15 protein-coding genes are annotated in these 15,562 nt (G+C 42.4%); 6 read left to right on the top strand and 9 right to left on the bottom strand.

Annotation, left to right across the window (positions count from 1 at the left end):
* Positions 1-85: 85 nt before the first annotated feature.
* Genes J7I42_RS06700 through J7I42_RS06690 form a run of 3 tightly spaced genes read right to left on the bottom strand, consistent with a single transcriptional unit; the run spans position 86 to position 3,161 of the window.
* Complete coding sequence (locus J7I42_RS06700) at positions 86-1,138, bottom strand: HlyD family secretion protein (protein ID WP_209137999.1); 1,053 nt, start codon at positions 1,136-1,138, stop codon at positions 86-88.
* A 30-nt stretch (positions 1,139-1,168) separates the two neighbouring features.
* The gene (locus J7I42_RS06695) at positions 1,169-2,530 is read right to left on the bottom strand and encodes a TolC family protein (RefSeq protein WP_209137998.1); all 1,362 of its coding nucleotides are present in this window, start codon (positions 2,528-2,530) and stop codon (positions 1,169-1,171) included.
* Positions 2,520-3,161, bottom strand: a complete 642-nt coding sequence (locus tag J7I42_RS06690; RefSeq protein WP_209137997.1) for a TetR/AcrR family transcriptional regulator — start codon at positions 3,159-3,161, stop codon at positions 2,520-2,522. The genes J7I42_RS06695 and J7I42_RS06690 overlap by 11 nt, the downstream gene beginning before the upstream one ends.
* Positions 3,162-4,744: 1,583 nt before the next feature.
* Here J7I42_RS06690 and J7I42_RS06685 point away from each other — a divergent pair.
* Complete coding sequence (locus tag J7I42_RS06685) at positions 4,745-5,785, top strand: sialidase family protein (RefSeq protein WP_209137996.1); 1,041 nt, start codon at positions 4,745-4,747, stop codon at positions 5,783-5,785.
* Positions 5,786-6,311: 526 nt separating this feature from the next.
* On the opposite strand, the gene J7I42_RS06680 is transcribed toward J7I42_RS06685, so the two are convergent.
* The 4 genes from J7I42_RS06680 to J7I42_RS06665 form a co-directional block, all read right to left on the bottom strand.
* Complete coding sequence (locus J7I42_RS06680) at positions 6,312-7,301, bottom strand: potassium channel beta subunit family protein (RefSeq protein WP_209137995.1); 990 nt, start codon at positions 7,299-7,301, stop codon at positions 6,312-6,314.
* A gap of 337 nt (positions 7,302-7,638) precedes the next feature.
* Entirely contained in the window at positions 7,639-8,217 is a 579-nt protein-coding gene (lptC, locus tag J7I42_RS06675; protein ID WP_209137994.1) for an LPS export ABC transporter periplasmic protein LptC, read from the bottom strand.
* A gap of 27 nt (positions 8,218-8,244) precedes the next feature.
* A complete protein-coding gene (locus J7I42_RS06670) occupies positions 8,245-8,979 on the bottom strand; it encodes a type III pantothenate kinase (RefSeq protein WP_209137993.1) in 735 nt (244 codons plus the stop codon).
* 94 nt (positions 8,980-9,073) lie between these two features.
* Positions 9,074-9,721, bottom strand: coding sequence for an LON peptidase substrate-binding domain-containing protein (locus tag J7I42_RS06665; RefSeq protein WP_209137992.1), 648 nt, complete (start codon positions 9,719-9,721; stop codon positions 9,074-9,076).
* Positions 9,722-9,842: 121 nt separating this feature from the next.
* Between J7I42_RS06665 and J7I42_RS06660 the strand changes: the two genes are divergently transcribed.
* Genes J7I42_RS06660 through J7I42_RS06640 form a run of 5 tightly spaced genes read left to right on the top strand, consistent with a single transcriptional unit; the run spans position 9,843 to position 14,140 of the window.
* The gene (locus J7I42_RS06660; protein WP_209137991.1) at positions 9,843-10,718 is read left to right on the top strand and encodes a glycosyltransferase family protein; all 876 of its coding nucleotides are present in this window, start codon (positions 9,843-9,845) and stop codon (positions 10,716-10,718) included.
* 40 nt (positions 10,719-10,758) lie between these two features.
* Positions 10,759-11,517, top strand: coding sequence for a glycosyltransferase family 2 protein (locus tag J7I42_RS06655; RefSeq protein WP_209137990.1), 759 nt, complete (start codon positions 10,759-10,761; stop codon positions 11,515-11,517).
* Complete coding sequence (locus tag J7I42_RS06650) at positions 11,518-12,321, top strand: glycosyltransferase family 2 protein (protein ID WP_209137989.1); 804 nt, start codon at positions 11,518-11,520, stop codon at positions 12,319-12,321.
* A gap of 10 nt (positions 12,322-12,331) precedes the next feature.
* Positions 12,332-13,246, top strand: a complete 915-nt coding sequence (meaB, locus tag J7I42_RS06645; RefSeq protein ID WP_209137988.1) for a methylmalonyl Co-A mutase-associated GTPase MeaB — start codon at positions 12,332-12,334, stop codon at positions 13,244-13,246.
* Between the two features lie 15 nt (positions 13,247-13,261).
* A complete protein-coding gene (locus tag J7I42_RS06640; protein ID WP_209137987.1) occupies positions 13,262-14,140 on the top strand; it encodes a hypothetical protein in 879 nt (292 codons plus the stop codon).
* 17 nt (positions 14,141-14,157) lie between these two features.
* Here J7I42_RS06640 and J7I42_RS06635 read toward each other — a convergent pair whose 3' ends face one another.
* The gene (locus J7I42_RS06635; protein WP_209137986.1) at positions 14,158-14,376 is read right to left on the bottom strand and encodes a hypothetical protein; all 219 of its coding nucleotides are present in this window, start codon (positions 14,374-14,376) and stop codon (positions 14,158-14,160) included.
* 234 nt (positions 14,377-14,610) lie between these two features.
* On the bottom strand, positions 14,611-15,510 hold the full coding sequence (locus tag J7I42_RS06630; protein ID WP_209137985.1) for an RDD family protein: 900 nt from the start codon (positions 15,508-15,510) through the stop codon (positions 14,611-14,613).
* Between the last annotated feature and the right edge of the window lie 52 nt (positions 15,511-15,562).

Raw genomic sequence — 15,562 nt, 5'->3', positions numbered from 1 at the left:
CTAAACGTTGAACGCCGAAGGCTGAACGCGGGATACACCACTATAGGTCATCTCGTTTTTCGTTGAGCGTTTTGCGTTCCGCGTATTAAGGTTTTTTAGTATCAACTACCACTTTGGCACTTAAACCAGGACGTAAGCGGCTAATGAATTCTTTATCTGATTTATCAAGCTTGATACGTACAGGTACCCGTTGTACAACTTTTACGAAGTTACCGGTAGCATTATCAGGAGGCAGTAAAGAGAACTTGGCCCCAGTTGCACCTGCAAATGATTCCACCGTTCCATTTAATTGATGATCTGCGAATGCATCCACATTGATATGCACAGCCTGTCCTATCTGGATTTTTTCAATCTGAGTTTCTTTGAAATTCGCGGTCAAATACAATCCGTTGTCATTTACGATAGAAAACAATGACTGACCAGCCTGTACCAGCTGACCCGGTTGAATGGTTTTCTTTGAAATAACACCATCGGTGGGGGCAGTAATAACAGTATAGCTTAATTGCAATTTGGCATAATCAATATCTGCCTGACGCAAACCGATGTTTGAAGCAGTGGCATTCACCTGTTGTTTGTTGGTGCTTACTTTCTCACTTACTACAGGCACCTGAGTTTGGGCAACATGTAAAGCAGCTTCTGCAGCATCTTTTTCAGCTTTGGCTGCATCATACTGCGCCTTGGTAATAGCATGGTCTTCATACAAAGCTTCATAACGCTTGAAGTCTTCAGTAGCTTTCCAAACCCGCACTTTGGCGGTTTCAATATTTGCCTGGGCAGTAGCGATGCCGGTTTTAGCTTCGTTCACGGCATATTGCGAAACGTTCACTGATTGTTTGGCAACAGCCAGGGCAGCCTGGGCCTGTTGCAGCCTGATCTGAAAATCACGGTCATCCAACACAACCAGGGTATCACCTGCATGTACAACCTGATTATCTACAAAACGAATTTCTTTAATATAACCGGTTGCTCTTGTCACTACCGGACTGATGTCGGCATCGAACTGAGCGTTGTCGGTTTCCTCATGGCTTTGGCCATAAAAATATTCTTTAGCGGTAAACGCCAGGGCGCCTACTAAAACAAGACCCAGGATAATAGGGAAAACGATCTTTTTTCCTTTGCTCTTTTTAACGTCGTTCATACAATATCTCTTTAATGCTTTTTTAAATGGTTAGGGTTGAATGTGTCCGGTTGTTTTCAAAAGTGCATAGTAAGCGGCGGTAGCATCTGCTTTTGCCAACTCCAGCTTCAAACGCGATTGATACAACAGGGTTTGTGCTTCAATACGGTCGGTGGTTGTAACCAGGTTGTTCTTGAATTTCGATTCGGTTATCCTTTCGTTCTCAGTTGCCTGTACCACCGCATCATTCAGTAATTTGATTGTTTCCAGTGTTTGCTGATATTGGATATAGGATTTATTCACATCCATTTTCACCTGGTCGGTCAATACATTACGGGTAGCCGTTACTTCCTGCTTTTGTAAACTGGCTTCAGTAGCCTTGTTCTTGTTTTTGAAGAACCCGGTAATATCCCAGCTTGCATTGATCCCTACTACAAAAGGTGCCAGGTAAGTAGCGCTTTTAGGCACCAATGCTTTTGAAGGGTTAATGTAATACAGGTTACCACCAACACCAAGGGTAGGTAATTTTTCGTCGCGAATTTTCTTGATGTTGATCTCAGTCAGTTTATCCTGGTAATTCAGCGAGCTGAATTCCTTTCTATCTTGCAGGGCCTGCTTCATGTAAACATCCGCTCCTTCTGTTATATCCAGTTTGTATACCACATCCTGTACCTGTACCATTGTATTGTCAGGCAAGCCCAGCAAGATATTCAGGTTATAATTCACCACCTTACGGCTGTGTTCCAGTTCTACCTGTTGTATTTGAATATTCGATTTCTCTAATTGAAAACGTAACACATCATTCTTGGTAGCCAACCCCTGACTTTCAAACTTTTTGATCTCTGTTAATTTCTGATCAACGTCTTCCATGTTCTGGGCTACTATCTTCAGGTTCTGCTGAATTTTGTAGAAGTTGATATAGGCATTGATGATGTTGTAAACAATTTCATCTTTATCCTTATCGGCATCCAGTTTGCTGCTTTGGATCAGGATGTTGGCCGATTCTTTTGCATAACGGAATTTGTGCTGTGCAAAAATTGGTTCATTAATACTGAGTGTTCCCTGATACAAGGTGTTATCAAAAGGGAATTTCATGCTTTTGGGATCGGCGCCACCTTCGGAAGGCAGGGCAAAACTTCTCGACAGCATCAAAGCGTGACTGTAACCGGCGCTCACTTTTACAGTAGGCATTGTTTCGTCTTTCGCCTGTTCCAGTTGTGAGTTGGCTTGTTCAATTTTATTTTGAGCCAGTTTTAATTGCTTACTGTTTTGCACGCCCAGCTGTACGGCTTCCTCCAGGCTGATGGTTCTGGTTTGTGCTTGCGCAGAAAAAATGGTTAGTAATAAGGCTAGTCCAGATACTATTTTCTTTTTCAAGTTCATGCGTTCTATATTAAATATGTTATTCTTCATTTTTGATATCCAGGTGCGCCCGCAACATTTGTTGTAAATGGGTCTTCAATCGGGCCGACATTTTCTTACGGTAAGTAGCATCGTCGGTTTCATCAATTTTCATCAGGCGGCTATACAGGTTGGCCGAGTTTACTACCTGCGTTAAAGTGCCAAAAACACTGGCCATCGTAAGCTCTACATCCACTTTAGCAAACAGTTTCTTCCTTTGTCCATCGGCGATCACTTTCTTTATCTCCTCCAGGTTCCGCATTTTTATACTGATGATGAGCTCCTTTATTGGGCTCGACTTCGCTTGATTGTATGTCTGCGACAGGATACAATGGAACCGGTAGTTGTTCATTATTTTTTCAATATAGAACTCAACCAGTTTGTCTATTTTATCCCAGGGGGTCAGCGTTTGATTCTTATTTAATTCCTCAATAACCCCCAGTGTATACCCGGCCCGGTCTTCAACCAGTGCTTCCAGTAATTTTTCTTTTGATCCGAAGTAATACGAGATCATGGCAAGATTAACGTTAGCGAGTTGGGCTATATCCCGCACAGAAGTCCCATCAAATCCATTTTCTGCAAACAGTTGCTCTGCAACTGAGAGTATGTGTGCTCTTTTATCTACTTTCTCCGTGAGTGACATATGACATCCTTCTTTTGGAGCCCCAAAATTAAACAAACGTTTAAATTAAACAAACGTTTAAATAACTTTTTCCCGACACGGCGTTGCAATTATATAAATGGGAACGGGTTGGATATAACTCATTGAGAATGATACTTAGTTGATTTTAAAGAAGATCAGGGGTACTATTTTAATATTAAAGGGGTTGGCGAAACAGTGCTCCGATAACAATTAAATAACAAACGGCCCTTGTCATTAGTCACCCATCATGCGGGTCTCGACAAGATCTGAACGGGTTTGCACTCCATAAGGTTCAAAAGCATACTGGTTTTAGGGAGCGGCTGTAGTGGAGTTGTAGTAGAGTGGTAGAGGAATGCTCAGGAAGTGGTCAGCCAGTTGTCTGCATATTGTCAGGGAGTTGTCTTGGGACTGGTTCCATGAGCATATCCGGAGTACCCGTGGAGTACCCGTGGACCACCCTGAGACAATAGGCAGGCCATTGGGCTACCATCTTAATACAATTAAAGTACCATTAGGCCTCAGCTGTGCCCCTACCCGGTATCGCTTTTGGCGGGTGCTGGTAGTTGACTTGTCGCCAGATGGTAGGGAAAGCATCTGGGTATTGCCTGAAGATTGCCCGGCAATGGCCCGAGTATTGCCTACCGGCACTAAGGGTTCTGGGGGGACTCCAGGCAATCCCCAGGGTGGTCCCGGGCAGGTAATCTGGCATTCAGCTACCATTCCCCCGCTATTTTCCTCCCACTATGCCAGGACCTGAAAACCAGGATTTAGGCTGCAAAGCTGGGACAAAACAGGAGTATTACCCGGACTTAACAGGGACTTTATCCCTGTGAGGTCCTTGTGAGGTCCTTGTCAGGTCCCTGCGAGGTCCTCAATAATCCCTGCTCTGTTTGGAACAATAAGCCCCGATGTAGTACATTTTTGACATTTGTACACACCGGGGCAATCAATTTTGTGCCTGCATCGGGTAAAATTCTTACAATCCTAAAATGGCTGAAACCCGCGCCCCATCGACGCACAAACATTGTTCAGAAATATTGCATAAAGAGTAAAAAAAATATTAATACCACATAATAAAAGAAACGCGCTATCGTTTCTTTTGTGTTTTTGCATCAATTACGGTATCTGGGTGAAGATTACGATAACCTGGTTACAGGTTATTCTGAAGACAGGAGGTGTAAGATGCCGAGCGTAGATCTATAACACAGTCACTTAGTTCTCATTTAATAATATCAGGGTATGAACCGGCTTCTCTAAGCCGGTTTTCTTTTTCAGTTGTACGAACAGCAAACATGTGGCCAAATAAATTCCCGGGATAATTTGTAAGGTAAAATTTTAACGCCGGACCAAAAGAAATTATTACCGCTTACCCCTTTCAGTTACTTTCTCACTTTTCACTTTTGATCTTTTTTCCACAACTATAAAAATGACTTTCACTATTGGCACAGATAAAATTCACCTGACAAAGGTAGAATATATATCTATAACAAGTATCCATATGTGATTTTGGTTCTAACTTGTTTTGGAAAGCATTCGTTGATACTTCATTTTTGTGCTTCACTTTTAACTATTAAATTTTATCAATGAAAAGAAATCATCTTTCCTGGTTATTCCTGCTTCAAATTGTCTTCGTTTTTATGTCATGTCAAAAGAAAGGAATTGAAAACAACCAAAATGTAAACAATGGTAATGAACTAAATGCTCCTGTATCGCCACTCTCCATTGATGTATTAAAATATTATTATAAAGGTTCAACCAATAATAATATTTATAGCGGAAACAGCGCAGACGGCTTTAACTGGAATTCTACCCAGGTAAACAATGGCGCTTCTACTAACAGCGGTCCGGCTGCAGCATTCCTGAATGGCAACATTTACATGATCCACAAAGGGAGGACTAACAACAATCTGTACTTTTCCACCAGTGGCAATAACGGAAATAACTGGTCGTCTGACGTAGCGTTCAACAATGGTGCAGGTACTGTACGTACGCCTTCAGCCTGTGCATTTAACGGTAAATTATATGTAGCTTATGTAAGCACCAAGTTTGATGATAAAGACACAGAACCATATTATCACTCACATAGCAAAATATACTATTCTTATAGTTCAGATGGAGGGGCCACATGGACAGAATCAATTATAGACTATGAAACTTTTGATGAACCCTGGATTTTTACCGATGGCACTCAGATATATATAGCATTTGCCAATGTAAAAGAATTAAACTCATTTGCCCTGGTATCTTCCACAGATGGTATTACATGGTTTAATACTTCAGTTGCACCATATCCAGCCATACATCAGTCGGTAGCCGTTAATTCAAACGGAAGGGCCTGTATGGTTAGATGCGATGGCAACCAGCAAATAAGTGTTCAGTATTCCGATGATAAAATTAACTGGTCCGCACCTAGTTATCTTTTAAATTCATCCAATGGAATTGCGGCTTCTTCACAAAGACCAACCATAACATTTGACAGAACAAACAACAGGTTTGTGGTGGTTTATAAAGGCTTAACAAATAACAATATTTATTATGCAGACGACAGAGATGGCGTTTTAAGAGAAAGAGGCACCGCAAATGGTTCAACTACCGAATCACCTTATGCTCTCTTTGTAAACTAGTTTTTATTTACTTACCGTAGTTTAAACTATAAGGCCCCGTATCGAATCAGTCTGATTCGGTACGGGGCCAATTTTTTTTATGTAAACACCCCTTTAAAAAAATAATGCCGCCCTTGAAAAAAGGCGGCCTTTTTGCCCTATGCACTATTTAACCCCTATTAGAAAGTTCTAATATCTTTATATAAATTTCTTTATTCGCTTGCTATATGATTAGAAACAACGGAAGCGCTTAAAATCTTAAGTAATTTTTACAATTTTTTTTTGTCGGGACATTCGCTATTGTTTTTTGCAAAAAGAAATAGTAATAATACCATTATGGGGGTCCATAATTAGATACCAACCCATCGCAATAGCAGCATTACCCAGGACCATTCTACGTGCCTGTAACCGTTAGTTGATGAAATTACCAGGTTGTATGTATTAAAGAAAACTACACCATGTTTGGCTGTTCAGCCGGCAAAATAAAAGGCATACCACGGAAAAACCGGGGTATGCCTTTTTCTTGTAGAATTATTTATTGAACCGCCTAGGCGAGGTCCATCGTAGGCTTATTCTGTAAAATATTTTCAATTTGTTCCAGCACTTCTGGTGTTAATACCTCCACCGCTTCCAGGGCTTTCAGGTTTTCCTGTAATTGCTCTGTTTTGGTGGCGCCCAGAATGGCCGTGGTCACATTTGGATTTTTTATAGTCCATGCAATGGACAGTGCTGCCAGGGAAACATTCAGTTGTTTGGCCAGCGCGGTGAGCTGTTTTACTTTCTTCAATTTCTCATCCTGGATCCACCTGTCCTTTAACCAGCCAAAGCCTGTAATAGCCAGCCGGGAGTCTTCAGGAATGCCTTCATTGTATTTCCCGGTGAGGAAGCCGGCTGCCAGCGGGCTCCAGATGGTGGTGCCCAACCCTACATTTTGGAACACGGGCAGGTAATCCATTTCCATTTTATTTCGCTCGAACATATTGTACTGCGGCTGCTCCATAACCGGGCCTATAAGGGAATACTGTTGTGCCACCCGGTGGGCTTCCATGATCTCTGCGCCGCTCCACATGCTGGTTCCCCAATACAATACTTTGCCTTGTTGGATCAGGTTGTGCATGGTCCAAACCACTTCTTCAATAGGTACCGTAGGATCGGGGCGGTGACAGAAATACAGATCGAGGTAATCCTGTTGCAGGCGGTCAAGCGCCGCATGGCAGGCTTCTACTAGGTGTTTTCTGCTTAAGCCACCCTGGTTAGGTTTATTGTTCTTTCCATGGATGCCAAAAAATACTTTTGACGACAACACATAGGAAGTGCGGTCCCAGTTCTTTTGCTTCAACACGCGGCCCATCATTTTTTCACTTTCCCCACCAGCATATCCTTCTGCATTATCAAAAAAATTAATACCCGCATCATAGGACATACCCATTAATGTATCAGCTATACTATCATCAATTTGCTTGTGAAATGTTACCCAGCTTCCAAATGAAAGAACACTCAATTGAACGCCTGATCGTCCAAGTCTTCTGTATTCCATAAAAATGTGTTTAGGGACCAAATGTAAGGCTGAAGTGGTATAGCCGACAAATCTTATGTGCGCTAAGAATAAAGGTAGTGGGCAATGGGCAATTATTGCCTATTACCCATTGCCTCGCCCCGAATGAAACACATAAACCCACCCCTTCCCCTCCCAGGAGGGGATTTTAATAAACAAGCATTAACTAAACGACATTGAATGGGCAATGGGCAATGTCCGACTGATAGCAAGACTCGGTTCAGGCAGACGGTAAATGTCAGTAGTGAGACCCGACTTCCCCTATCAACCCCGTCAACGCTATCAACTTTCCTGGTCAACCGGTCAACTGATCAACTTCCTATTGCGGCATACCGTTGCTGGGTACCAGCATGGGGCCTGAGCTGCTGTAAAAAGTGTATGAGGTAAGATCCTGGGCAGCACGTAATCCGTTTTTGGCAAAGATTATTTTATCGCGCTGATATACATGGGCGGGCTTATCGGTGTAGAATTCTTTTTTATCCTGGTCCCACCACAGCTCCTGTGTACGCAGGGTATCGCCGTTCTTGATACTTTGCACCAATACGCTGTCGCGCAACAGTACTTTATGATCATACTCCACATATTTGGCGTAACGGGCATCAACGGTACTTTCTATAACAGTGCTGTCGTTGTAAAAATCAACATGCATAGTGCGGGGAAACTCCATATAGGGCGAATCGGCCTGTACACGTAGCATATACGGTGAGGTGAGTTTGGCCTTTACTGTGCCCGACTGGCTTAAATAGCTCTCTACATTTTTAGCCTCTTCAACAGCCAGTTGCTTTTTAAAGAGGCTATTAACTTCATTCTCGTCGTTCTCGCATGCCGTCAATACAAAAAAACAACCCATCAACAAGGCTGCGACAACAAAGCTGTATGTACTAGTGGTTCTTCGCATAATTCGCCTGCTAACAACTTCATTCTGTTACACATTATTGTGTTCGCTGATAGCATAAAGTCCCTTGAAAATAAGGTCAGGGTCTGCAAATATCCTGTTTTTCAAATGATACACAAAATAGGGTGCATCACCCCCGGTTAAGACCACGTTAAAGTTCCGGTACCGCTCTTTATACGCATCTATCATCCCATCGATCTCTTTGGCCATTCCCAGAATTACCCCACTGAGTATATTGGTACGGGTATCATACCCAATCAGCGGCAAATTCCAGTCTTTTTCAACCAGCGGAAGTTTGGCTGTAAATAGTTTCAGCGATTTAAACCGCATTTCCATACCAGGTGAAATACCACCGCCTAAAAACTCCCTGTTCTTATTAACGAAATTATAGGTGATAGCACTGCCCAGGCCTATTACCAGATTGTTATGTGTGGGAAAAAGATCAACGGCAGCAGCCATCAACGCCAGGCGGTCGGCCCCAATATCCTGTGGTTTGCCAACCGGTGTGGTAATAAGTATTTTTGACTGGTGATTTAATTTATGGAACCGGGAAGCAGCAACGAGCAGCTGCTCCATTTCAGGATTATGATTTACTACAGAAGAAAGTATTGATTTGGCAGGCTTATACGTTTCAATCAGGGTTTGAATGGTCTCATTACTATCATTTTCCAGTATCAGCACTTCCTTTAATTCCCTGTTAATAAACACAGCACATTTCAACCGGGTATTGCCGAAATCAAAGCATAGCGTAGTTGTATGAACCAATCTGTATAGATTTTAACGGTTTCCTGGGATTAAATACCGGATGAAGAAATGCGATTTTTTTGTTTCTGCCAAAAAAGATTCTTCCAGGAACGTTTTACAGATCGAGATTGAAATCGAAGGCTGATAAATTGCGGAAATGCCCATTCAATTTTACTTTTTCCTTTAACTGCTCCATTTCCAGCAGCATGGGCAATACTTTTTGTAAATGCCTTTTTATGAATTCCTGCCGTTGCAGTTCTTTCATCAGCCCTAACATCAAATATTCCTCTTCGAGCGACATACCGGCATGATGCCCTACATCGTATGATCTTAATTCCTCCTCAGGCTTTTTAAAATCTTTTGAAATATTCAACAGGCGGTGCATTTCTTTTACCCCATTTACTACTTTTTGCATCAGTTCCCGGTTGCCAGCTTCGTCATTTTCAGGATAATTAACAATGGCGCCGCTGTATAATTTTTCCGGCACCTGTTTTATTACCTCCAGAATGCGAAAAATGCGCAAACCCTCTGTTTTGATATCCATTTCGCCATTTTCATACGTTTGCACTATTTCGTTTACCTGCACCAGGGTGCCCAATTCCTGCAACTTGTTATTCACAACCGAAGGAATGCCAAATGATTTTTTGGCCTCGAAACATTCATTTATCAATTGTTTATAGCGCGGCTCAAAAATGTGCAGGTGTACCTTTTCGCCCGGGAAAACCACTATGTTCAGGGGGAATATCGGAATAAAATTAGTCATATTAAATACGCGTTTTGCAATCTACCACAATGTTTTTAAACCTGTAAAATATATTCCACATTCAGCTACATTTGCATGGCATATTGCTGTTTTTCTTTAACACTGTATATAAATAAAAGTTATGAAAATTTCGGGATTTATTATTATACGAAATGCTGTAATTAATGATTATCCCGTAACGGAAGCTATACGTTCTGTATTACCACTAGTAGATGAAATGATAGTAAGTGTAGGCGATAGCGAAGACGATACCGTTGGGTTGATACAATCTATTGCGAGTGATAAGATCCGAATTGTGCATTCTGTTTGGGACCCGGCTTTACGAAAAGGCGGCGAAGTGCTGGCTGTTGAGACCGATAAAGCCTTTGCACATGTATCATCCGACTCCGATTGGGCTTTTTACATTCAGGCCGATGAAGTGGTGCACGAAAAATATTATCCCGCGATACTGGAAGCCGCTAAAAAATATAAAGACCAGAAAGCAGTGGAAGGGCTGCTTTTCAAATACACCCACTTTTATGGTACGTATGATTATGTGGGTGATAGCCGGCGCTGGTACAATCGCGAGATCCGCATCATAAGGAATGATAAAAATATTCATTCGTATAAAGATGCCCAGGGCTTTAGAAAAGATGGCCGTAAACTGAATGTAAAATTGATCGATGCGCATATTTACCACTATGGGTGGGTAAAAAGCCCCAAACAAATGTTGCAAAAGCAAAAGAATATTGGCAAATTCTGGCGTTCCGATGAAGAATGGAAAAGCTTTCTTTCAGAATCAGATTTCTGGGACTTCAACAATGATTTTGATTCGCTGGCAAAATTCACAGAGACCCATCCGGCCGTAATGCAGGACCGCATAAAAAGCCAGAACTGGAATATAAAGCTGGATGTAACCCGCAAACGTTTTTCATTTAAAAAACGTATTCTTTACTATATTGAAAAAACAACCGGTAAACGCCTGTTCGATTATCGCAACTATAAAATATTAAAATAATCCATACCTGTTGAACAACGTCCAACATAAAAATAATTCAATGAATTCGATTACAGCCGTAATCATTACCCATAATGAAGCCCGGAACATTCAACGTTGCCTCGCCTCATTAAGATCAGTGGCTGATGAAATTATTGTTGTAGATTCTTTCTCAACCGACGACACGGTGACCATCTGTAAACAGGAAGGTGCCATAGTGATACAACAAAGCTGGCTGGGATTTGGACCACAAAAGAATGTGGGTATTCAAAAAGCCAGTCACGAATATATATTGTCTTTAGATGCCGATGAGGCCCTGGATGAGGAACTGCAGAAAAGCATTCTGGCTGCAAAGAATGAAGGGTTGCAAGACATGTACGAGTTTACCCGCTCGAATTTTTATTATGGGAAATTCCTCCGTCACGGTCTTGAATACCCTGATTTCAAGATCAGGTTATTCCCTAAAAGCAAAGTACGGTGGAATGATGAACTGGTGCATGAAACCTTACAGATAGCGCCGGGCCTGTCGTTGAAACGCCTGAAAGGCCATCTGCTGCATTACACCTACTACTTAATAGAGGAACACGTAGCCAAAGCAAACAAGTATACTACATTAGGCGCAGAGTTAAATTTCAAAAGAGGGAAAAAAGCATCCTGGTTTAAAATACTATTTTCACCATTAGCCACTTTTGTACAGGCTTATATCATTAAAGGAGGTTTTCTCGATGGCGGACATGGTTTTATCTTAGCTGTGTTCCATGCATACGGGGCCTTTATGAAGTATACCAAATTATGGCAGTTAAATAACGAAAAGAAGTAAATGAGCAAAAAGCCAACCAGTACATTACTGATAGCTACCTATAACTGGCCACAGGCACTGGAGCAAACCCTGTTGAGCGTAAAACGCCAGGAGGTGCTGCCTAATGAAGTGATCATTGCCGATGATGGGTCAAAAGAAGAAACCGGAAAACTTATTGCTGATTTCCAGGCCAGCTTCCCGGTGCCATTACGCCACATCTGGCAACGGGACGAAGGGTTTAAACTGGGACAGATCCGCAACAAAGCTATAGCTGCGGCTACCAGCGATTATATCATTCAGATAGATGGCGATCTCATATTGCATCCCGCTTTTATTAAAGACCATGTGCAGGCCGCACGGCCTGGTCACTTTATTGGCGGAAGCCGGGTTTTGTTGAGTGAAGAATTATCGAAACAGGTTTTCCAGCACAAACCGCAACACATTTCCCTTTTTGAAAAAGGGGTACGTAATAAATTCAACGCGTTGCATGCCCCAGCCCTGGCGCGTTTTATTGAACTGTTCAAAAAAGAAAAGGGGCTGTACAACTTACGGGGTTGTAATATGTCGTTCTGGCGCAGCGATCTGCTGGCGGTGAATGGCTACAACGAACAAATAACCGGTTGGGGCCGGGAAGATACTGAACTGGTAATTCGGTTGTATAATAAGGGTATACAACGGGTATATTTTAAACTGCAGGGAATTGTATACCATCTTTATCATAAAGAATACGATCGTACCAGTGTTTTAAAAAATGACGAAGTGGTACAGCAGGCCATTGAAAATAAATCGACCTGGTGCGAAAAAGGGGTCGCGCAATATTTGTAACTCATATACCATGCAAACGAAGGCGCTTGTAAACTGGCAACAGTTGTTGTCGCAAATACAGGAAGGATCGCAGAAAGCCATTTCCCGGTGTCTGTCACTGGTTGAAAATGAAGTGGTAGGCTATGATCCCTTTCTCGCAAATTTGCCGGTGAATGAGCGCACCCAGATCATTGGGATAACCGGCCCGCCCGGGGCAGGCAAAAGCACCCTCACCGACGCCCTTATAGGCGAGCTGGTGGCCGCGCAAAAAAGGGTAGCTGTACTTTGTGTTGATCCCTCCTCCCCTTTCAATATGGGCGCCCTCTTGGGCGACCGCATTAGAATGAGTGAATGGTATAGTCACCCCAATGTGTTTATTCGTTCACTGGCCACCAGGGGTTCATTGGGTGGCTTGCATCCCAAGATCATTGAACTGACCGAAGTATTAAAGGCCGCACCGTTCGATAACATTATTATAGAAACCGTGGGGGTTGGTCAAAGTGAAGTAGAAATTGCCGGACTGGCCGATGCCACCGTAGTGGTATTGGTACCGGAGGCAGGTGATGAAGTGCAAACGATGAAGGCCGGTCTGATGGAGATCGCTGATATCTTCGTTGTAAATAAGGCCGACCGCCCTGATGCAGATACTTTTTACCGGAACCTGAAATTAATGTTACAGCCTGCATTCCATGCCACGGCCGTAGACATTCCGGTAATAAAGACCATTGCTTCACAAAAGAAGGGAATCCCGGAATTGGCAGAAGCCATCAACGCCCGATTGAAAGTAGCCCAAACTACCGAAAAGAAATTCCGGTTACTGTCCGATAAAGCCTTTTACCTGTTGCAAAAGCACCGGATGAAAGACATCAATAAAGAGACCTTGCTAGCCATTATTCAAAAAGAAAATATCACCAACGTTTATTCGTTTATTACACGATTTTATTAAATCCTATTGAATACTATGCATGTTTTGTATTGCACCTTTGGAAATCATTTTCATCATCATTTGCAGGCCGCATTCTCTGCCTTATCTTTTATGCAGCAGCCAAATGATGTAAAGTCTATAAATATTATCACCGACGCTGTACCTTATTACCAGCACATGTCGAAGCATGTGAATATAATTCCCGTTACTGCTGACACCATCACAGACTGGAAAGGAAAGGCTAATTACTTCTTTCGGGTTAAAATAAAAGCCATCCAACACCTGGCAGCTATGTATCCCGGCGAGCCCATTATCTATTGCGATACAGATACCTTTTTATTCAGCAAGCTCTCTTCTTTAAAAACCGAACTGTTAAGCGGTAAATCCTATATGCACGAGGATGAAGGCGCCTTATCACAACGTACGGGTAAACACAGCGTAAAAACCTGGAATGCCATAAAAGGTAAAGAATATGGCGGACTATTAATGAAACCCTCCGACCATATGCGTAATGCGGGTGTGGTTGCTTTTCCCAATACACAAAACGGGAAAGACGTTGCCATGGCCTTGCAGATCTGTGATGAAATGATCAATGATGGCGTTCCCCTGTTTTTGATAGAACAGTATTCCTTTTCGCTGACGATGCAACATTTTTATACGGTGGGTGATTCTACCCCGTGGATAGCGCATTACTGGCGTAATAAGCAGGATTGGAACCCGTTCATCTTAAATTGGATAGCCGAGCAACAGTTTAAACAAAAAACATTCGACGAAATAATAACGGAATTTGCACAGCTCGACCTGTCGCAGGTACCGGTGATCATAAAAAGGAAGTATACGGCCGAGAAATGGCACCGGGCGGTTGACTGGATCTTCCCGCCATCAAATATGCAATATGTGAAGCGTAATATGTAAGGGGTTATTATATAACCCTAGTTATCATTATTCTTCCACCAGCGGTATCCGATATACCCAATGATGAGGAAGGGGGTCAGCCCCAGGTAAATAATACCTGTATTCAGGGCTTTGGCTGGCCTTTCGCCCAATTGCTGGGCAGTCTTAGTACAAATAGAACATTGCGCCTGTAGATCGGCGGGAAGAATAAAAACCAGGATCAACAACAGAATTAATATCAGGCTCCCTCTTGTCATGACATTTCAATTACGGGGCAAAAATACAACATTTTAACGCTCCAGCTAGCTGGTGGAGCAAGGGGTAAAAAAATCCCGACTAAAAAGCCGGGATGGTTACAATACTCAAACAATACAAAGCGCAGCCTGCTTTGTTTCACAAATTTGGGGTAACTCTGATACCCTACAAGCCGCTGCCGGGTTGAATTGTGGAATTATTTGATTGAAATGTAGTTGTAATAGTTAAACGACCTTTTATGCCTCCCTGGCGGGCTGACTTTCATCAAAAGTCTTTTCCCAGGTATCTACGTATACGACAGCGGTACGCGAAGCCCGGTCATGCCATTTGGCGCCAAACAGAAAGGCAATTCTATCAAAGGGGATCAGGCGGCAAAGGGTGCGCAGAAAAACCCGCCCGTTCGACAGCTCTACACCATCGCTCACTACACAGGAGTTCGTGATCATTTTACCAAACGTTTGTCTGAAAATGGCCTCAGACAAATAGTAATACAATAAATAGCAAAAGACTACAAAAAGCTCTATACATAACGTAAATAACACCGGATTCCAGTCTTGGAATTGATAACGGGTATAATACCGAATAGTATTTAACATTCGGCTTAAACTAAGGAATACAGGGAGCATAAAAAGAAAATCAAGGAGATAATGCACAAAGCGGTGTGAGCCTGTAGTGAATGCAACCAGGTCATAATCCTTCAAATTCACTTTTTGCACCTGTTTTTCAGGCTTTTCTCTGATGAGCAATACAACAAATACTATCTCGGCCAGCCAGTTGAACAGGCGGTGAATGCCACTTAACAGATCACGGAAAAGCAATTCGCCCGATAAGAACAAATAATAGGTGCTGATCATTATTGAGAAAATGCCCATGATCACAAACAAATACCTGAACAGTACATATGCCTTTTCTTTTTGGTTATTATCTGACATAGCCAATACCCTGACACCAAACACGATAGTAGCTACATCAATACTCAGATAAAGTATACCATGAAACAGATCAAGTATCGCTGACGGGTTTCCCAAAAGATTATTTCTGCTAAATAAATGCGTGTAATACTGGAACCTGAAAACAAGCTGAAAAGCAATAAGGCCCAACGTGCATGCGACCAAAAGGGTTGTAGATTTTTTCATAGAAGACGGTTAAGCGAAGTACAAAATAGCAATTTTCCTTTCCTGGCGCAAA

Source organism: Niastella soli, from assembly GCF_017742245.1.
Taxonomy (GTDB): domain Bacteria; phylum Bacteroidota; class Bacteroidia; order Chitinophagales; family Chitinophagaceae; genus Niastella; species Niastella soli.
Note: the sequence above shows the minus strand (reverse complement) of the source record. Positions and strands in the feature narration are given on the sequence as shown.